Source organism: Sphingopyxis sp. YR583 (assembly GCF_900108295.1).
Lineage (GTDB): Bacteria > Pseudomonadota > Alphaproteobacteria > Sphingomonadales > Sphingomonadaceae > Sphingopyxis.
On the sequence record NZ_FNWK01000003.1, the window covers coordinates 63,265 to 82,756 of the forward strand.

Annotated in this window: 19 protein-coding genes and 1 pseudogene; 2 read left to right on the plus strand and 18 right to left on the minus strand. The window is 62.8% G+C overall.

Annotated features, from left to right (window positions below; all coding sequences use genetic code 11):
- Positions 1-85 precede the first annotated feature (85 nt).
- The 7 genes and pseudogenes from trbJ to traG all read right to left on the minus strand — a co-directional run.
- Positions 86-784, minus strand: coding sequence for a P-type conjugative transfer protein TrbJ (trbJ, locus tag BLW56_RS15935; protein WP_093512044.1), 699 nt, complete (start codon positions 782-784; stop codon positions 86-88).
- Positions 785-799: 15 nt separating this feature from the next.
- Positions 800-3,241 carry a conjugal transfer protein TrbE gene (gene trbE / locus BLW56_RS15940; RefSeq protein WP_093511701.1) on the minus strand — a complete coding sequence of 814 codons (2,442 nt, stop codon included), beginning with the start codon at positions 3,239-3,241 and terminating at the stop codon, positions 800-802.
- Positions 3,235-3,507: a VirB3 family type IV secretion system protein gene (locus BLW56_RS15945; RefSeq protein ID WP_093511702.1), complete on the minus strand. Its 273-nt coding sequence runs from the start codon at positions 3,505-3,507 to the stop codon at positions 3,235-3,237. The genes trbE and BLW56_RS15945 overlap by 7 nt, the downstream gene beginning before the upstream one ends.
- Entirely contained in the window at positions 3,504-3,872 is a 369-nt protein-coding gene (locus BLW56_RS15950) for a TrbC/VirB2 family protein (RefSeq protein WP_256203544.1), read from the minus strand. Before BLW56_RS15950 ends, BLW56_RS15945 begins: the two co-directional genes overlap by 4 nt.
- Before the next feature lie 3 nt (positions 3,873-3,875).
- A complete protein-coding gene (trbB, locus tag BLW56_RS15955; RefSeq protein WP_371262255.1) occupies positions 3,876-4,817 on the minus strand; it encodes a P-type conjugative transfer ATPase TrbB in 942 nt (313 codons plus the stop codon).
- Between the two features lie 32 nt (positions 4,818-4,849).
- Complete coding sequence (locus tag BLW56_RS15960; RefSeq protein WP_093511704.1) at positions 4,850-5,254, minus strand: CopG family transcriptional regulator; 405 nt, start codon at positions 5,252-5,254, stop codon at positions 4,850-4,852.
- 4 nt (positions 5,255-5,258) lie between these two features.
- Positions 5,259-6,608, minus strand: a pseudogene (gene traG / locus BLW56_RS15965) (IncP-type conjugal transfer protein TraG); the annotation flags it as partial.
- A gap of 123 nt (positions 6,609-6,731) precedes the next feature.
- On the opposite strand from traG, the gene BLW56_RS15970 reads away from it, so the two are divergent.
- On the plus strand, positions 6,732-6,926 hold the full coding sequence (locus BLW56_RS15970; protein WP_093511706.1) for a hypothetical protein: 195 nt from the start codon (positions 6,732-6,734) through the stop codon (positions 6,924-6,926).
- Positions 6,927-7,014: 88 nt separating this feature from the next.
- Here the strand turns inward: BLW56_RS15970 and BLW56_RS15975 are convergent, their stop codons facing one another.
- Complete coding sequence (locus BLW56_RS15975) at positions 7,015-7,788, minus strand: MipA/OmpV family protein (protein WP_093511707.1); 774 nt, start codon at positions 7,786-7,788, stop codon at positions 7,015-7,017.
- Positions 7,789-8,138: 350 nt separating this feature from the next.
- Entirely contained in the window at positions 8,139-8,723 is a 585-nt protein-coding gene (locus tag BLW56_RS15980; RefSeq protein ID WP_093511708.1) for a TetR/AcrR family transcriptional regulator, read from the minus strand.
- Positions 8,724-9,405: 682 nt separating this feature from the next.
- Between BLW56_RS15980 and BLW56_RS15985 the strand changes: the two genes are divergently transcribed.
- Complete coding sequence (locus tag BLW56_RS15985) at positions 9,406-10,212, plus strand: IclR family transcriptional regulator (RefSeq protein ID WP_093511709.1); 807 nt, start codon at positions 9,406-9,408, stop codon at positions 10,210-10,212.
- A 153-nt stretch (positions 10,213-10,365) separates the two neighbouring features.
- Here BLW56_RS15985 and BLW56_RS15990 read toward each other — a convergent pair whose 3' ends face one another.
- The 9 genes from BLW56_RS15990 to BLW56_RS16030 all read right to left on the minus strand — a co-directional run bounded on the left by BLW56_RS15990 (position 10,366) and on the right by BLW56_RS16030 (position 19,486).
- Positions 10,366-11,817 (minus strand): aldehyde dehydrogenase, encoded by a 1,452-nt coding sequence (locus BLW56_RS15990; protein ID WP_093511710.1) that lies wholly within the window; start codon positions 11,815-11,817, stop codon positions 10,366-10,368.
- An 80-nt stretch (positions 11,818-11,897) separates the two neighbouring features.
- Positions 11,898-12,524: a maleylacetoacetate isomerase gene (gene maiA, locus BLW56_RS15995; RefSeq protein WP_093511711.1), complete on the minus strand. Its 627-nt coding sequence runs from the start codon at positions 12,522-12,524 to the stop codon at positions 11,898-11,900.
- A 74-nt stretch (positions 12,525-12,598) separates the two neighbouring features.
- Entirely contained in the window at positions 12,599-13,297 is a 699-nt protein-coding gene (locus tag BLW56_RS16000; RefSeq protein WP_256203553.1) for a fumarylacetoacetate hydrolase family protein, read from the minus strand.
- The gene (gtdA, locus tag BLW56_RS16005) at positions 13,294-14,343 is read right to left on the minus strand and encodes a gentisate 1,2-dioxygenase (protein WP_256203555.1); all 1,050 of its coding nucleotides are present in this window, start codon (positions 14,341-14,343) and stop codon (positions 13,294-13,296) included. The genes BLW56_RS16000 and gtdA overlap by 4 nt, the downstream gene beginning before the upstream one ends.
- 46 nt (positions 14,344-14,389) lie before the next feature.
- Positions 14,390-14,707, minus strand: coding sequence for a 2Fe-2S iron-sulfur cluster-binding protein (locus tag BLW56_RS16010; protein ID WP_093511714.1), 318 nt, complete (start codon positions 14,705-14,707; stop codon positions 14,390-14,392).
- 14 nt (positions 14,708-14,721) lie between these two features.
- Entirely contained in the window at positions 14,722-15,198 is a 477-nt protein-coding gene (locus BLW56_RS16015; protein ID WP_093511715.1) for an aromatic-ring-hydroxylating dioxygenase subunit beta, read from the minus strand.
- Complete coding sequence (locus tag BLW56_RS16020) at positions 15,195-16,451, minus strand: aromatic ring-hydroxylating dioxygenase subunit alpha (RefSeq protein WP_093511716.1); 1,257 nt, start codon at positions 16,449-16,451, stop codon at positions 15,195-15,197. Before BLW56_RS16020 ends, BLW56_RS16015 begins: the two co-directional genes overlap by 4 nt.
- Before the next feature lie 110 nt (positions 16,452-16,561).
- Complete coding sequence (locus tag BLW56_RS16025) at positions 16,562-18,856, minus strand: TonB-dependent receptor (protein ID WP_093511717.1); 2,295 nt, start codon at positions 18,854-18,856, stop codon at positions 16,562-16,564.
- A gap of 168 nt (positions 18,857-19,024) precedes the next feature.
- The gene (locus BLW56_RS16030; RefSeq protein WP_093511718.1) at positions 19,025-19,486 is read right to left on the minus strand and encodes a cupin domain-containing protein; all 462 of its coding nucleotides are present in this window, start codon (positions 19,484-19,486) and stop codon (positions 19,025-19,027) included.
- Between the last annotated feature and the right edge of the window lie 6 nt (positions 19,487-19,492).

A 19,492-nucleotide genomic window follows, 5' to 3' on the forward strand; every position in this document is an offset into this window, starting at 1 on the left:
GGTGCCCCCGCGACGGGGCAGCTGCGGTTGGAGGAAGCGGCCAGCCGCGCTGCCCCAATCGGTGGCGACGTCAGCGCGGCGGCGTTCAGGCCTTGCCGTCGCCGAGGAAGCGGCGTGTCGCCTCGCGTGCCTCGCGCTCGCCCTGCGCGCGGCGCGCCTGCTCGAGCGCCTGCCCGCGGAATTGCGCCGCCATGAGCTGCTGGATCTGGAACTGCTGCTTGGCCGCGAGCGCCAGCAGCTGGTTGGTCGCCTGCTGCGCGGCGAGGCCGCCCTCGGCGCCCTGGCTTTTCTCGACGATCGCCTTCAGCGCCTCGGCATCGCTGCGGACATTCTCGACGATCCCGCTCTGGACCGACATCGCCTGGCGGAATGCCGCCATCTCCTGCTCGATGCGCTGCTTCGCGGAAGCAACACGCGCGTCGCGCCGGGCGAGATGATCGAAGCTCGACGGAAAGCTGCCGCGGAACTGTTCGTCGAGACGGTCGACGCGGAAGTCGATGCCCTGCGCCTGGCCCATCAGCCGGTCGATTTCCTGGAGACGCTGCTCCAGCGCCGCCATCTGCGGGAAATCGACCTTCGCGAGATTCTTCTGCTGGTTCGCAAGCATCTGCGCTTCGTTCTGGAGCGACTGGATCTGCTGGTTGATCTGCTGAAGCGTACGCGCCGCGGTCAGCAAATTCTGCGAATAATTGGCGCTGTCGAAGACGGGGACCGCGAGCGCCGATGATGTCGGGAGCGACATCGCGGCGCCGGCGAGCATCAAGGTCATCATAAACTTCTTCATCATTCATCTCCTTCTTTAGAGGTCGGGAAGAGGGCGAAATCCGGCGAGGAGGCCCGCGGCCCAGTCGAGCCCGGCTTCGCCGAGATAGCGCGCGGCGAACTTCGCCTGGCCATGCTCGGCGAGAATGCGGTCGATGCGCTTCTGGCAATCGGGGTCGGAGGCGCCGCATAGCGCGAGCGCGACGGGTCCAAGCCCAAGCTCGAACAGGCGATTGCCGCGCGCCGATTGCAGATAATATTGGCGCTTCGGCGTCGCCCGCGCGATCAGTTCGATCTGCCGCGCGTTGAGACCGAAGCGCGCATATGCGGCCTCGCCCTGCGGCTCGATCGCCCGGTCGTTCGGAAGCAATATGCGCTGGGGGCAGCTTTCGATAATCGCAGGCGCCACCGAACTTGCCGCGACATCCGCGAGGCTCTGCGTTGCGAACACGACGCTGACATTGCGTTTTCGCAAGACCTTGAGCCATTCGCGGATACGCGCGGCGAACAGCGGATGATCGAGGAAGACCCAGGCTTCGTCGAGGATGAGCAAGGTCGGCCGACCGTCGAACTGCTCTTCGAGCCGATGGAACAGATAAGTGAGCACCGGCGCGACGACGCCCGCCTGCCCCATCAGTGCCTCGGTCTCGAAGCACTGGACATCAGCGACGCGGAGATCGTCTTCGGCCGCATCGAGCAGCCGTCCGAACGGACCTTCGAGCGTGTAAGGCGCGAGCGCGGTCCTGAGCTCAATCGATTGTAGCAGAAGCGACAGGCCGGTCAGCGTGCGCTCAGCCCGCGGCGCGCTCGCCAGGCTGGTGAGCGCCGACCAGATCGCGTCCTTTACGTCGGGCGTGACGAGAAGTTTCTCGTGCGCGAGGAGCGCCGCAATCCATTCGGCGGCCCACGCCCGCTCGTCGGCCCGGTCGATCGAGGCGAGCGGCTGGAACGCGATGCCCATGCCCTCGCCATCCTCGGCGCCGAGCCCGAGCGCATGATGCGCGCCGCCCATCGCGAGGACGGCGGCGCGCGCCGAGAAGCCCTTGTCGAAGATATAGACCTGGGCGTTCGAATATCGGCGGAACTGCAGCGCGAGCAGCGCGAGCAGGACCGACTTGCCAGCGCCTGTGGGTCCGACGATCATCATGTGGCCGACGTCGCCGACATGGGTCGAGAGGCGGAACGGCGTCGACCCGCTCGTCTCGGCGACGAGCAGTGGTGGGCCCGCGAGATGATCGTTGCGCGCCGGACCTGCCCACACCGACGATAAAGGCATCAGGTGCGCGAGGTTGAGCGTGTGGACGAGCGGCTGCCGGACATTCGCGTAAACCTGCGCCGGCAGGGAGCCGAGCCAGGCTTCGACCGCGTTCACGCTCTCGCGTATGCACACGAAGCCGAGACCATTGACGATGCGCTCCACGCTCCGCAATTTCTCGTCGGCGCGCTCGGACACGGTATCGGATACGGTGATCGTCGCCGTGAGGTGACCGAAGGCGACATGGTCGCCGCCGAGCGCCTGCAACGCGAGATCGGTGTCGACCATCTTGTTGTCGGCGTCGCTGTCGAGCAGTTGCGCCGGCTGGTTGTACATCACCTCTCGGAGCAGCGCGGTGATCGACTTGCGCTTGTTGAACCACTGGCGGCGGAGCTTTGTCAGCGCTTTGGTCGCGTCCGTCTTGTCGAGTGCGATGAAGCGCGTCACCCAGCGATAGGCAAAGCCCTCGTGATTGAGCGCGTCGAGAATCGCGGGCCGGCTCAATCCCGGAAAGCCGGTGATCGTGACGGTGCGAAGATGGAGGTCGCCGAGCATCGGTTCGAGCCCGCCGGTCAGCGGCGTGTCGGCGAGCAGCCCGTCGAGATACATTGGCGTCTCGGGGACCGCGACCAGGTGGCGCTTCGCCGAGATCGTGCCGTGCAGATAGGTCAGCGTGTCGGCGTCATCGAGCGCGCGGACTTCGGGCATGAAGCCCGCGAACAGGTCGAGTATGCGGTCGGTTTCGGCGACGAAGGACGCCAGCGCCTGCCGCCAGTCGCGGCCCTTCGTATCGTCGCTGCGTTCGACGAGCGCGCGCCCCGCGCTCGCCGCTTGATCGGCGGGCGGCAGGAAGGTGATCGTGAGCCAGTGGAAGCTCTCATAATGAGCCCCCGCACTTTCGAAGCTTGCGCGTCTCTCCTCCTCCACCAGCCAAGACGCCGGGTCGGGAAAGTCGCTCGCGGGGTAACCGAGCGCCTCGCGGCGCTCGGCCTCGATATGGAGCGCCCAGCCTGACCCAAACCGCTTCAACACATTGTTCGCGCGAGCGGAGACCGAGACGAGCTCGGCCTCGGTCGCGCTTTCAAGGTCGGGGCCGCGGAACGCGAGGATGCGGCTGAAGCTGCCGTCCTTGTTGAGGATAACGCCGGGCGCCACCAGCGCGGCCCAAGGCAGATGGTCGGCGAGCCGGTCGCTCCGGCGGCGATATTCGGCGAGGTTCAGCATGCGAGGTGCCCCCGCTGACGGAGGTGCCGGACGAGCATTGCCGCAAAGTCCGGGTCATGCTTCGCCGCCATCACGGCGGCGGTGTGGCCGATCGCCCAGACGCCGATCCCGGCGACCCACTGCTGGAGTCCAAGCCCGAGCGCCGCTGCGAGCGTCCCATTCAGGATGGCGATCGCGCGCGGTGCGCCGCCGAGCAGGATCGGCTCGGCGAGCGAGCGGTGAAGCGGCGCTTCATAGCCTTCGATATGGCTGCCCGCGCCGATCATGCGACGAGCGCTCCGCCGCCGAAGCTGAAGAAGGAAAGGAAGAAGCTCGATGCGGCAAAGGCGATCGACAGGCCGAAGACGATCTGGATCAGGCGGCGGAACCCGCCCGCCGTCTCGCCGAAGGCGAGCGTCAGGCCTGTCGTGATGATGATGATCACCGCGACGATCTTGGCGACGGGACCCTGCACCGATTCCAGCACCTGCTGGAGCGGCTCCTCCCACGGCATGCCCGAACCCGCGGCATGCGCGGCGCCCGATAGACCGAAGATGAGGCCAATCTGGACGCTGACCGCCGCGAAGCGACCAAGTTCGGGGGCGCGAGCGCGTGCTTTGACCAACAAGGGTGCGAACGCATGAACGAACATTGGCTATTCTCCTGGAGCTTGAGGAAGACGATCGGCGATGACGTAGCCGCCGGCGGCATCGAGCCCCGCGACGCGCGCAGCTCCGGAGATGCGGCGGGCAAGGCCCCGCCCGGCAATGAAGACGATGAGGTCGATGGCCTCGGCGATCAGCCGCCGCGGCACGGTCACGACGCTCTCCTGGACCAGGCTCTCGATCCGGTAGAGTGCGGAAAGCGCGGAGTTCGCGTGCACCGTCGCGATCCCGCCGGGATGCCCGGTGTTCCAGGCTTTCAGCATGTCGAGTGCCTCGGCGCCGCGAACCTCGCCGACGACGATGCGATCGGGCCTGAGACGCAGCGTCGAGCGGACGAGGTCGGCCATCGATACGATGCCCGGCCGGGTTCTGAGCGCGACGAGGTCGCGCGCAGCGCACTGAAGCTCGCGCGTGTCCTCTATGATGATCACCCGCTCGTCGATCTCGGCCATTTCGGCTAGAAGCGCATTGGCGAGCGTCGTCTTGCCCGAGCTCGTGCCGCCTACGACAAGGATATTCTGGCGCTCCGCGACGGCCGCCGACAGCAGCCGCGCCGTGTCCGCCGTCATGATGCCGTCGCTTACATAGTCGAGCAGGGTGTAAATGCGCGCCGCGGGCTTGCGGATCGAGAAACAGGGCGCGGTGCTGACCGGAGGCAATATGCCCTCGAAGCGCTCGCCCGCCCCCTCGCCGTGCGGCGGCAGTTCGGCCGAAACGATCGGCGATGCCGCGTGCACTTCGGTGCGCGCATGGCTCGCGACGAGCCGGATGATGCGTTCGACCTGCGCCGGCTCGTAGCGGGCGCCCGTCTCGACACGCCCTTCGCCGAGCCGGTCGACGCGCAACACACCGTCGGGGTTGACCATGATCTCCTGCGTGAGCGGATCACCCAGCGCGGCAGCGATCGTCGGCCCCATAGCAGTGCAAAGCATGGCGCGGCGGCGCTCGAACGAAGTGGAGCCGCTCACGATGCCGTCTCCGCAACATCCTCGGCACCGATCGAACGGCGGCCGCCGGCAATCTGCCGTCCGACCTGCGTCACGAAGGCATCGAAGCGCTCGCGCCCGACCGCCCGCGCCGCGCTGTCGGCCTCGGGCAGCGGGGCGGTGACCATCAACTGATACTGGACGAACAGCGAGAGGCTCTCGAGCAGCACGTCGATGTCGCGGCGTGCCTTGGCGATCTCGCGGCTGATCCGGTCGAGCCGTCCCTTCAGAAGATCGTCGATCTCCTTCGATCCCCGCCGCGCGAGCCAGGCGGAAACGGCATCGTTGACGATAGCGCTCTTGGTCGCGCCGGGCTTCGCCGCGAGCGCATCGAGTGCCTCGCTGACCGCGAGGTCGATATACAGATTCTGCCGGACCTTCATGATCTCACATCCCCGGCAGCAGGTCGCGCCCGCTGGTCTCGTTAATGCCATGTCCGCGCGCCACATCGCTGAGGCCCTGCGGCCCCGCCCCCTGCGCGCGGTCCATCGCCTTCCGCTCGGCAGCGGCATCGGCGTCGTCCTGCTCGGCAGCGATCAGCTCGAGTTGTTTCGGCTCGTCCGTTTTCGCAGGCGGCTCCTCGGCGATGCCGGGATGACGCTGCTGCTCGAGCCCACCGCCGCTTGCCTCGCCCTCTTCATCACTTTCGGCTCCGGCCAGACGCGCGTCGGGCTTGCGCGCGAAGCTGCCCCAGTCGTTCGGGCGCGGTGAAGGCCGGTCGGGCGACTGACCTTCGGGCGAACCCTTCGATCCCGGCGGCGGCAACAGCCGGCTCTCGAAATTGGGATCGTCATAGTACCGCAGCTTCTTCGCGCGGATCGGCGCGAGACCCGATACGAGCACAAGCTCATCGTCGGCAGGCAGCTGCATCACCTCGCCCGGCGTCAGCAGCGGGCGCGCGGTTTCCTGGCGGCTGACCATGACATGCGCGAGCCACGGCGCGAGACGGTGCCCGGCATAGTTGCGCATCGCGCGCTGCTCGGTTGCCGTGCCGAGCGCGTCCGAGATACGTTTCGCTGTCCGCTCGTCGTTCGACGCAAAGGCGACGCGAACGTGGCAGTTATCGAGGATCGAATTATGGTCGCCATAAGCGCGCTCGATCTGGTTGAGCGATTGGGCGATCAGAAAGGCGCGGATTCCGTAGCCCGCCATGAAGGCGAGCGCGGTCTCGAAAAAATCGAGGCGTCCCAGCGCCGGAAATTCGTCGAGCATCAGGAGAAGCTCATGACGGCGCACGGTCGAGCCGCGCTCGTCGAGCTTCTCGGTCAGGCGCCGGCCGATCTGATTGAGAATCAGGCGGACGAGCGGCTTGGTCCGCGAGATGTCCGACGGCGGGATGACAAGATAGAGCGACACCGGGTTCTTCGCATCGACGAGGTCGGCGATCCGCCAGTCGCACTGCGACGTCACCGCGGCGACGGTCGGGTCGCGGTAGAGCCCGAGAAACGACATCGCCGTCGAGAGCACGCCCGAGCGCTCATTCTCCGACTTGTTGAGAAGCTCGCGAGCGGCTGACGCAACGACAGGATGTACGACCGGCGCATCCTTGGTGCCGATATGATTGGTGGTCATCATTCGCCGCAGCGTCGCGGTGAAAGGCCGCTGCGGATCCGAGAGGAATGCCGCGACGCGTGCGAGCGTCTTTTCCTCCTCGGCATAGAGGACGTGAAGGATCGCGCCGACGAGCAGCGAGTGCGAGGTTTTTTCCCAGTGGTTCCGCCGCTCCAGCGCCCCTTCCGAAAGGCGAGCGATCGCCGCGCGCATGGCTCACGTGGGAACCAAAAAGCCCGCCGAGGATTCCCCGGCAATGGAGGAGACGCGGCGCAGGCCGGCGATCGCATTGCAGATGCGGAGGTGGCGATGAAAACTGGATATCTGTTGCTGTTGCCGATGCTGATAGCGATCGGGGGATGCAGCGAGAATATCGAAGCTCAGAAGAGTAGCATCGAGACCGGCGAGATCGAGTTGCCGCCCGAGCAGACCGATGAAGCAGCCGAGGCCTCGAAGGAAGAGGGGACCGACCTCAAACTTAGCTCGCCGGTCGGTCTCGACTGAGGGATTTGTCCCGCCGGCCATGGCCGATGTGACAAATCCCACCTCAGCCGCCGATCTTTACCGCTAGCCATGGGCAAAACGGAGGGCATCACATCCGATAAGACAGCGTAAGAATGCCGAACGGCTGTGTCTGCTTCATAACGAGCGGGCTGTCCTTCACTGCACCGAGCAATGAAGTGACGCTGCCCGTCGCGCTGAGGGTCAACCGATCGGAGAGGCGATAGGATGTGGTGAGTGCAGCGGACACATCCTTGAAGCCCGATCCTGCAGTGAAGGCGGGCAGACCCGACGCAAGCGCCTCGGCAGCGGTGATCCCGAAATAGCCATCATTGTGCTTGCGATCGGCCCACGTCGCGCCAAGTGTTGGAGTCACGGTTAAGCGCGTCGACAGCGCCAAAGGGTAGGAAAGGCTCGCGTCCGCGACGATGCCTTCGGTCCCGCCCGAGATTCCCTTTACGACACCGACCGTCGCGACCGCACCGCCTGCGCGAAGATTGGCGAAGATTCTGCCGCCAACGCCGCTTGAAAGTCTATCGACGCCGGCAGGGACATCGCGTCGGCGATAGCCCGGAATAAAGACGAGGCTGGCACCCACTGTGACATGCTCACTGCCGATCGCCTCAACCCCGATACCGTTGCGCAGATTTGCGAACAGCCGTCCCTCTTTGATGTCGATCACCGGGATCGGTATCAGCCGGTAATCATCCGATCCCTGATATTCGGGCGTCAGCGCAATGCCGGCGCCCAGCACGACATGATCCGGATTCTTGTCCTGCGCATGCACGCTTGGCGTCACCATGGCGGCGAGCGGCAGCGCTAGCAGCAGGCTTCGGCGTGGCGAAGAGAATGGGTAGCTTTTCATTTTAGCGTCTCGCTGTCTGGTTGCCCTTCATTACCGAGGGCGGTGGGGGGAAAATTATGTCTGCGAGGTGGAGAGCCGCAGGGGTCTCAAGGACGAGATTTTGCCGCTGGGCGGGAGCATTGGGACTCGGCAGCACGGGTGTCATCGACCGCGGACTCGCAGGAGAGCAGGATAAAGAGCATTTGGACCTCGGATATAAGATGCACCGTCGTATCTAAAATGCCGGATCGACTGTCAATAGGAAACGTCGCGTATCTTATGACCGGGTTCGCGCGGCGCCGACGCCCCGTCTTTTCGGAGCGAGCAAGGCTGACCGGGCCGCGAGACGGCCAAGACGTGCCACGAACGACCTATTTCGGTGATGCTGCCGCAACGAGCGGCAGGAATATCTCGTCGACGATCTCGGCTATCGCCGCATCGGAGACCGGTTTCACCGTGACCATGATTTCATGCAGGACCAGTCCGAGCGGCATGCGCGCGATACGCGGCGTCAGACGCTGCTCGTCGATTTCTCCGCGCTGGACCGCCCTTTCGATAACCGGCTGAAGCGGATGTTCGCGAAATCGCTCGTCGGTGAAGCTTGCATTCTCGCCCGCCATATCCTCGTTCATCTCGAAGAGGAGCCGCAGCAACTTCGGAGGCGAGCGATCGGCAAACTTGCGCAGGATCATGCAAAGTTCTGCGCGCAGATCGCCCAGATCGGGGACGTCGATCGGGTTCTGGCGGACATGTTGCGCGATCGCCGCCGAGGCGAGGTCCGTGCGCGTCGGCCAACGCCGATACAGGACGGGACGACTTGTGTGCGCTCGCTTGGCCACCGCTTCAAAAGTGAAATGAGCATAGCCTGCAATCGAGAGTTCCGCCCAGGCCGCCTCGAGGATCGCATCCTCGAGGGCGGAGCCTCGCCTCCTCCGCATGATGGCGTCGGCGCTCATGCGAGGTCGGCTTCGCCGATCCGATACAAGCGTGCCGTGCACCTGGTTCGAGCAGAAACTTCGGACTGCGAGGCATGAGGCGCGCGGATCGGGGCGTCCGCGAACTGTCGCGACCTGACATTCGTTGCGAAGCGGATTCCTTGCATCGTCTGGGCATGTATCGATCGGCCATACTGATGTCATGCGTTAACCGCACTGCCCGGCCGCAAAGATCTTGGCCGCTGGACTCAAATCGCAACCCAAGCCCGGCCCCTAGCGGAGCTACTTTCCCAGAGGTTGGATCGCTAACCCGTGACAGAATATCAGGGAAAATGACCCAAGGCCGACGGACCGCTTCCGGGACAAAATCGGCAAGGCGAACGTTTAGTCGTTCTCTGCCGCTGATCGCGGACTATATCGCGCGCCGGGTGATGCGAAAATTCTCAAGTCGAGTGACGCTCAGTTCAAGGGCAACGTGGGATATGACGGACCGAAAGGACAGCGCGATCCGTCTGCCTTGACCCCTCCACTGGTGGGTTCACCAACGAGTTACAGCCAAAGTGAAAATCCGGACATTGATGCCATTTGCTATCGCGAACCGGTGGTAAAATTGCCGCCGCTTCGGCGCGATGTGGCGCGGGGAGTTGCGTTGATCTTCCGGTAGGACCTGATAGGGCATCGCAAGACAGTTTCGAGGGCGAAGATGGCAGACACCGACAAGCAGCCAGATGACAAAACTTCGCGTCGGAAGGGTATCCAGTCGGTCGAAGTTGGCCTCAACGTTCTCCAGGCGATGGCGTCGCTGGGAGGCCCCTCGGCCTTGAGCGCGATCTCCCACGCGAGCAACATGGCCGCGCCGCAGGTGCACCGGTATCTCCAAAGCCTCATCGCAACAGGCATGGCGACGCAGGATCCGTCAAGTGGACGGTATGACCTCGGTCCCGGAGCGCTGAAACTTGGTCTCGCCGCCCTTGCCCGTACCGATGCGTTCAGGCTCGTCGACAGTATCATATACGAGTTCTCTCGAACATCGGGGCAGACGGTGCTCATCGCCGCCTTGGGGCCGCTGGGGCCAACCGTCGTACGATGGTATTCGGGCAAGCCCGGTGTTGCTACCTCGCTTACGGTCGGCTCGGTGATGTCGATGATCTACTCGGCCACAGGACGGATATTTCTTGGCTTTTCACCCGAGCCGGAAATAGAAAATCTCGTTGCTCAGGAGATGCAGCGGGCGCCGATGACGCCCGAGGAACTTGATGCCGTGCGCCGCGATGTGCGCGAAAGGGGCCGGGCCCATGTGAGCGGCATGCTGATTCCGGGGCTCAATGCCACCGCTTTTCCTGTCTTCGACCTTCAAGGCCGGCCCATTTTGTCTGCAACAATGGTATGGCCCGATGCATTCGATAGCCCGGGGCAGGAACAGGCGAGCGAAGAACTGGCGATCGCCTGCCGCGCAATGAGCACGAGCCTCGGCTGGTCGGAGGAGCCTGCCATACGGCAATCGACCTAGCGGCCCCATGCAAGGTGGCCCAGCGCCTGACGCGGGACCTGCCGCCGTGTCACTGGCGACAGTCCATACGCGACCGCAGCGCGGTCGGCAGCATTGCAGAGACGTGACTGTTTCGATCGAGGGCGATCGTCGGGCGGTCTGGGCCCACCCCGATCAGATCGGGTAGAGCTGTCCCGCCGGTTCGATCGTAATCCATTTTAGCTCAGTAAACTCGTCGATCACGGCCCGTCCGTCGAACCGGCCATAGCCACTTGCCTTCATCCCACCATATGGAGCTTGAGGCTCATTTTGCACAGTCGCGCCATTGACGTGAACGTGACCTGCGTCGATCCGCCGGGCAACGTCGAGAGCGCGTATCACGTCCTGTCCGAACACAGCAGCTGCGAGGCCATATTCGGTATCGTTGGCGACGCGGACGGCTTCCTCGACGCCGCTTACGCGGACGACCGTGGTTACGGGGCCGAAGGTCTCCTCATCATAAATGGTCATACCGGGTTTGACATGGTCAACAATTGTCGCGGGCATGACAGCGCCGTTTGCCCGTCCCCCGGCGACGATCTTGGCGCCTTTGCCCTCTGCATCGTCAATCATAGCGTTGATGCGTCTGCCGGATTCCGCGGCGATCATCGGCCCGACGACGCACGATGGATCAATCTTGGGATCACCGCTCGTCAGCTTTACCGCTTCCGCAGCAAATCGCTCAACGAACGCGTCGGCGATGCGTTCGTCCACGACAAAGCGTTCGGTCGACATGCAAATCTGCCCCTGATAAAGGTAGGAGCCGAAGATGGCGGCGCGCACGGCATCATCGAGATTTGCATCATCGAGCACGACGAACGGCGCTTTTCCGCCCAGCTCGAGCAAACAGCGTTTCAGATGATGCGCCGCCTTTTCAGCGATGATGCGCCCGACGCGGGTCGAACCCGTGAAGTTGATCCGCCGCACCGCGGGATGACTGACCAGCGTGTCGATGATCGCCGGGCTATCTTCGGGCGCATTGGTCAGAAAGTTCAGCACCCCCGCTGGCAAGCCTGCTTCGTGAAAGGCTTCAGCCACGAGCGCATGGGTCTTGGGACTCAGCTCCGACGCGCGGAAGATAACAGAATTTCCGCACGCGATCGGATAGGCGATCGCGCGGGCTGCCAAAATGATCGGCCCGTTCCACGGCACGATGCTGAGAACCACGCCTGCGGGTTGCCGGACCGTCATAGAGAGCGCGCCGGGCTTGTCGGTGGGTATGGTCTCGCCCTGAATCTGAGTGGTCAGCGCCGCCGCCTCGCGAATAAGTCCCGCGGCGGCGAACACGTTGAACCCGCTCCAGAGGCCCGAAGCGCCGATTTCGGCCGCCATTGCGGCGCCGATCGTCTCGACCTTCGCCTCCAGCCTGTCCGCCGCGGCGAGAAGAATTTTCCTCCGCTCGGTCGGGCCGGTTACCGACCAGGTCCGGAAAGCGTGCTGCGCGGATTCGGCTGCGCGCTGCGCATCCGCAACGGAGGCCGCTGCCGCCGTGGTGGCGAGCGCGTCACTGACAGGGTCACGCCGCTCGAAGGTGGCTCCGTCGGCTGCGTCCAGCGCTTCATTGTCGATCGTCAGTTGAACCTTCACAGCCAAGCTCCTCTAATAATAGCGTTGCATGCGTCGCGCTCCACAGCGCCATCCAGTACATCAGTCGGTCCGATCACGGCTTATTCCGCGTCGGGCTGTTCTTCGGGCCGTGCTCGCCTGAACGCATCGAGTTCGAGGCATCTCGCCTCGATGTCGAGTAAATCCGGCCAGCGCAAGTCGACGCCGAACCTGCGTGCATTAACGAGTTGCGGAACAAGGCAAAGCTCGGCGAGCCCCGGCCTATCCCCAAAGCAGAAGCGGTTCTCGCGCCGACCGAGCAGGGTGGAACAGGCCGACAGCCCCTCGTCGATCGTGATCCTCGCCCAATGATTAACTTGTTCCTCGGCGAGACCGAGCGCCCGAAGTCGTGCGAGGATCTTCAGATTCTGAACCGGGTGGATATCGCACGCGATAACCTGGGAAAAAGCCCGGACGCGAGCGCGCAGTGTCAATTCAGCCGGAAGAAGCGGCGGCGCAGGCTTCAGTTCGTCGAGATATTCACAGATGGCGAGCGATTGGGTGAGAACGTCCCCACCGGTTTCGAGCGTCGGCAACAGGCCTTGCGGATTGAGCCGGCGATAGTCCGGGGCGTTTTGCTCACCCTTTCGCAAATGATGGGCGACGCTTTCATAGGCGAGGCCCTTCAGGTTCAGCGCGATCCTGACCCGGTAGGATGCCGTCGAGCGGAAATATTCGTGCAGTTTCACCAGATCAACATCCCGATAAGCAAAAGGCCGCTGTCGACGCAAGGCCGGATGACGGCAAACGCGCCGCAATGTCCTCAGTCCGTCATCGCCGCGCCGATACGCACCGCCGTTGGTTGCAAACCGGCAATGGATACTATGATCTCGTCCCCCGGAACGACCGGCCCGACGCCCGCCGGGGTTCCCGTGTAGATGAGGTCGCCCGGTTCGAGACGATAGAGATTGCTGAGGAAAGCAATGATGTCGGCAACCGGCCAGATCATGTCGCCAAGGTCGCCGCGCTGCTTGGTTTCGCCATTGACCGTCAGTTCGATCGCCCCGCTTGCGATATGCCCCGCATCCGCGACGGGAAGAATTATGCCGAGCGGCGACGATTGTTCGACATTTTTTCCCGTATCCCAGGGACGTCCCTTTTCCCGCGCGACGAGCTGCAGATCACGGCGCGTCATGTCGAGACCGGTCGCGTAGCCATAGACATGATCGAGTGCGACCGTCGGCGCGATATTGCGTCCAGCCTTGCCGATCGCGACGACGAGCTCGGCCTCATAATGGAAATTGGCGGTCCCCGGCGGATAGGCAATCTCCGTGCCGCTCGGCACGACCGTCTCGGCCCATTTCGTGAAAAAGAAGGGCGGCTCGCGATCAGGGTCGCGGCCCATTTCGACCGCGTGGGCGTAATAATTTGCGCCAACGCAGAATATGCGGCGGACAGGAAAGCTTTCGCCATTGGCAACAGCAGCCGCTGGTGCGCCAGGGACAGAGAAGGAGAGAGTCACAACAATTCCTCTTTGAAGAGATGGAGTTTCTGCTGGCATGTCTTGTCGGAGAAACCGAACAGGACGAGAGGTCGGCTCGCGGCAAATTGGACGGTCTTCCAGGAGGGAACGATGAAGATATCGCGTTCCGCGAGATCGAGCGGCTTGCCGTCGATCAGCGCCGTTCCTCCGCCCTCGACGACGACGTAGATCGAGCCGTCGGTCGAACGACGGGCCCGGGTCTCGAAGCCTTGCGGGATCAGGCGGACATGCGCAGATACGGTCGGCATGATAGAGCCGCCATCGGCCGGATTGATGAATTCGAGCGCGTGACCGAGGTGCGGGTCGATCTCGGCAGTCGCTGCCATGTTGCCGAGCGCGGCGCGCCATTCGGCGTAAGGGTAATGAAACAGCGGCTGGTGCGCAGGCCGGCGATCAGCGACCCCTCCCCGCATCGGCCGCATATTGTGCCCATATCGTGCCAGCGTGTCTCCGGGCGGGGCGGTCTCGGGAAAAGCCGGTTCCTGCCATTTCTCCGCGAAGCCGGCATCGAAATGCCGCACCGTCGGGATATCGAGTCCGTCGAGCCAAATCATCGGACTGGACGTCGGGTTGCCATGGTCATGCCACTGGCCGCCGGGCGTCAGCACGAGATCGAACGGCCGCATGATCGCCTTTTCTCCGTCGACGGCGGTAAAGGCGCCCTCGCCTTCCATCACGAACCGGAGCGCGCATTGGCTGTGCCGGTGACATGGTGCGACTTCGCCTGGCAGGATCATCTGCAGTCCGGCGTAAAGGCTTGAGGTGGCAGAAGAACTGCCCTTAAGACCCGGGTTTTCAAGGATCAGTACGCGCCGCTCGGCTTGCTCGGCAGAAATCAGGTCACCGGCCCGCAGCAGATAGGCACGCGCGTTGTGGTACCGCCATCGATGGGTGACCGCGGAGCTGTCGGGTTCGCGCGGGACGAGCGCGTGCAGAACCTCCCAAAGCGGCGTCAGGCTCTCGGGCTCCATTTCGGCGTAAAGCGCCTCGAGCTGGCTTCTCTGGTCATTGGGTCGGTCAGTCATCATGTCGGGTCCATTGTTGGCGAGCGCGCATTACCGACGCGTCCTGCTATTCCTCAAGCGCCACGCGCACCGAGAGCTGCTCGATGTCGCCGGTCAAAAATATCTGGCACGAAAGCCGCGATGAAAGATCTCGATGCTCAGACTCCGAGAGGAGGTCGTCCTCATCGTCGCTCATCGCAGGCAAGTCATGGCCATGCGCGTCGTCGATATGGACGTGACAGGTCGCGCAAGAGAGACATCCTCCGCAAATCGCAAAGGCCTCGTTGAAGCCGGCGTCGCGGATGGCTTCCATCAAAGTGACGCCGCTCTCGGCATCGATGCGGCTCTCGAAGCCGTTCCGATCGGTGAGATGGAGGATAGTCATAACCGGCTCCGAAGTCAGATGGGATAGATGAGCGAATTGGGGATCAGTTCGCTGTCAAAAACGCAGAATTTCGACTGAAACAGCAATCGGTCGCCCGATGTGGCAACCCGATCGACGTAGCGTCCTGCGTTAAATATCTCGCTTGGACAGTCGCGCTTCGTGCGGATTACAAGGTAGTTTGCCTCGACCTCGAGTATGTCGCCGTGCCGTGCCAGTACATGGGGCAGGCCCACGATGTGCCGCTGATAATAAGGCGCGTGGAACAAAGTGCTCTCGATGCCATAGACGCGGTCGCGCAGCATGCCGAGGCCATGCAGATCGAGCGTCCCAAGGGGCAGACCGCGATCATAGTTTTCGCGCGGCACGATGCGATAGCGGCAATCCTCGGTAAAAAAGTCCGGCCAGTCGCCAAAGCGGCCCTCGTCGATGCAGGCGACATAGGCCGCGTACAAGCCGCCAAGCGCAGTCGAAAGCTGATCGGCTGCAATCACAGATCCATAACCTCTCTCCAATAGCGATACATTCCGCGGATCAGCGTTTCCGTCACCATATGGTCGGTGTTTTCGATCGCGGTTCCGCCAAGTTCGCAAAGCGAACTGAAGTCAGCATCCTGCTGGAACCCGTCCTGGCTGAACTCGATGACTTCGCCATCATCAGCAGACACAAAGCCAGCGGGACCGAAGAGATTGGCCTGCCGCAACCGGCGTTGGACCATGGCGTCGTCGTCCTCCTCGAACCCGAAGTGCGTCCAGACGAAATCGAACTTGTCGTGGCCTACCGGCAAGATCTGCCGGGTCGACAGCGAATTGACCTGCTGCTGAAGGATGACACTCGGAAAAATCGTCGTCATGCACACGGTCGGCTCGCCCCACCATGGTTCATGGACGATATCGAGCAGGCGCATGTCGTTAAGCTTCATATTCTCGCGGAAGCTCGAAACGCCTTGGGTGACATCCTTGTCGACGGTTTCACTGCGCCGCGACACCATGCAGGCATGCCGGTTCTTCTCGTCCATGACGAGATCGGATTTGTTGTCGGCGCGCCAGAGGCCAAAAGTGACGAACCAGGTATGCAAGAGACCTGGATGATAGGGATCCTTGATATTCTCCATCATCAGCTTCCAGTTTCCCGGAATCCGCTGGCGCGAATAGCCATGGACGACCAGTTTCCGCCCGTCGAAGGTCCGGTCGAAGTATCGCAGCACATCGGGGCCAAGATATTCCTCGAACGATTCGGTCTCGTCGGAGAAGCTTGCGAACACCACGCCGTTGCGTACCGCGACCTTGAGACGGGTGAGGGCGCGATCCTCGAGGGTAAAGTCGGCGGGCATACCGCCCTGCCCCTTGACGCCGCGCTGGAACGGGACGCCAAGCAGCTTCCCGTCGTAATTATAATTCCACTGATGATAGGGACAGACGAGCGTCTTCACATGACCGGTCCGCTCCTGGCAGAACCGCATTGCGCGGTGCGCGCAACGATTCTCAAGCACATTGATCTCGCCCTTGCGGTTGCGGATCATGATAACCGATCGCTCGCCGATCGCGGTACGCTTGAAGTCGCCGGGATTGGGGACCTCGACTTCGAGGCCGACATAGCTCCAGTGCCGGCCATAGAAGATGCGCTCGAGCTCGCGCGCGTAGATCGACGGATCGGTGTACACGAAGGAGGGAATGCGGCTGTTGTTGCCATCTTGCCAGATTCCAGGCTGCGGATCGGCTGCCGGTGATGCGACGTCTTGATCCATGAGCACTCTCCATTGATTATCGTTGGACTCGCGGCGGCCTCGCATTCTCAAGCAAGACCGCCGCGACCCAGGGACAGATTGGCGATGGCGATCATGCCATCACGTGCCGATCAAAAGGCCGTCTTCAAGTTGACACCGACGGTGCGCGGCCGATTGACCGCGAGCGAGCGGGTCGTCGGCGTGGTGATCGCGGTTGAAGAGAAGGCATTGCCGACCGTGGCATGCGTGTTGAGCAAATTGTCGACGAAGAGCGACACGCGCCAGCGCTCGTCTTCATCATGCACGCCCAAGCGTAGATCGACGATCTGGTAGCTCTTGCGCGTGCGCCAGGGACTGGCGTCGTTATATTCTGCGAGGACGCTTGACGTGTGGCTGGCGTTGCCGAGGAGGAAGGCGTTCAGGCCGTTGCCGATCGGCTGGTCGTAGTTGAACGAAGCCGATGCGGTGAATTTGGGGACGTCGAGCAACCGGTCGCCCGCCTGGCCTGTCGTTCCCGCAACGGTATCTTTGAGCTTTGCGTCATTATATCCAAGATTCAGCCCGAGCGTCAGACTGTCGGACGCGCGCCAATTTGTCTCCAGCTCAAGCCCCCGGCTGACGGCCTTTCCGAAGTTGCCGGTAAAGTTGAACCCGCACTGCAGACTGACTTGCTGCTGAATCCGCGACCAGTCGATGTGATAGGCGGACGCGTTCATCGTCACGCGTCGATCAGCAAATTGCGTCTTCGCGCCGATTTCGTAGCTCCAGAGCGAGTCCGGGTCATATTTTGTCGGTGCGCCCGAAAGCCCGAGCTCTGTCAGATAGGGCGCGCACACGGCAATCGGCACTGGCGCGAGCGCACCGCCGGCACGGAAGCCCTTCGACGCGCTCGCATACAGCAGGACATTGTCGGTGACGTCGAAATCGACGCCGAACTTCGGCGTCACGCCGCTGGACTTCGAGGTACCGGCCGACTGGGTGGGCCCGCCATTGAACACGCCGTCCGACGCGGAGTTGAAGTCTTCCTTCACTTCGAACCAGCGCAGGCCGCCGGTCACACGCAGGCGATCGCTGATGTTCCAGGTCGCCTGTCCGAACGCCGCGACTTCTTCCGCCGCCGTGTTGCGCCGTCCTCTGAACAGCGTGTCGAAGCCGGTAAAGGGCGTGCCGAAAGCGTCGTTGAACGCGGCGGTCAGCGGCAGCTCATTGCGCCGCTTCCGCTTATTTTCCTGGTAGTAGCCGCCGACGACAAATTCGATCGGCCCGATTTCACCCGAGAGGCGGACCTCCTGCGTGAAAATCGTCGTGCGGATGAACTGCGTTTCGCCGTGCGGGAATGCCGTGGTCTGAACGCCTGGCGCGATGAGGCCAAGAAGATAGTGGATGACGCGCGTTGTGTCCTCGGTATCCTTGAAATCGCGGATGAAATAGGAGGAGGACGAGGTCAGTTCGAGATCACCGATTTCCTGCGCCGCAGTAAGGTTGTAAATCTGAACTTCGTCCTGCGAACGGTCGGGGATCATGCGCGCCTGGACCATATTGTCGTAGCTGCCCGGCGGGTCATCAAATGCGAAGGCGCCGTCGACCTTCTGGTTCTGATAATAAACCGAAGGGGTGATGCGCAGCGTGTCGGTCGGCGTGATCGCCAGCGCCGCGCGAAAACCCCAGATGTCGTAGCTGTTGACGTTCTTCTTCGGCGCGACGGTCGGATCGATCGCAAGATAATTGTTCGGGTCGACCGCATAGCGGTCGATGTAACCATCCTCGAACTTGTAGAAGCCTACCACACGCAAAGCCGCAACGTCCTTGATGAGCGGCAAGTTGACGACGGCATTCGCCGCATAATTTGTCCCGCCGCTCTTGGTCGACGACAAGGTGAGGTCGCCGCGCGCTTCGAGTTCGTCGGTGTCGGGCTGGTTCGAGACATATTTGATCGCACCGCCCATCGATGCCGACCCGTAGAGCGTTCCCTGCGGACCCCGGAGGACTTCGACCCGATTAAGGTCAAAGGTCGACCCTTCGATGTTGGTCGCGACCGCCGAAACAGGCACTTCGTCGAGATAAAAACCGGTCGTTGCCTGCGATCCCGTCGTCGACGAGATCCCGCGGACGATGATCTGGGTGCGACCGGGTCCGGTGGTCGAGACCGCGACACCGGGCGTGAGGCGCGCGATGTCGGCGACATTGTCGATGCCCTGGTTTTCAATGGCGGCACCTTCGATAGCCGCCACGCTCAGCGGAACATCCTGAATGCTGGCCGAACGCTTGGTCGCGGTCACAATGATTTCGTCGCGATAACCCGCGCCGTCACCTTCGGTGATGTCAGCCGTCTGCGCAAGGACTTGAACGGGCAAGGCCGCGATGGCGAGCAAGAGCGTTGCCCGCGACACATGCCCCAGAAGCACGGATTCAAAAGACGATTTCATGGTAACCCCCTGTCTCTATTTTTCGATAAGGCCTCGCGCTGCGGGGCCGCTGAAACTCGCCGTCGCGAGCGGGTCTTTCGGAGGCGAGCTTCCTCCATCCCAGGAGCAAGCTCGCCGAGTTCTTCCCTTTGTTTGAAGCGGCGGCGCCTCAGGCGCCGCGCCGTACCATCAGCAGTTCGTCGGCGACGGTTGACCGATCGGGCACCGCGATGCGTCCACGAAGGACACTTTCCGCAGCTCGCCCTCGGTAATCGTGATGATCGCCGGCGTGTTCGCCGCGGTCGAAATGATCACGCCCGGCTCGAGGACGTGCGTGCCATGACCCTGGATCCAGACTGTGCCCTTGCCGTGAGTCACGACAAAGACTTCGGCGCGCGGACCTTCGCTCCGATAGGCACCGGGACCGGCTTTCCAGATTCCCATGTAGCTGCCTTCCATTCCGGGAACGCCCGCCAACGGACGTCCCTCGGACTGGCCCTTGCCGTCCTGCGACTTCATGCGCGGGATGAAGCCTTCGTTGTCCGACGCGGAGACAGCGGGTTCGTAAACCGGTTTAGGGGCCTTTGCCTCTTCGGCATGGACCATGGTGGCCGACGCCATGAGCGCGATTGCTGCAGCGATCTTCTTCACGTTTAT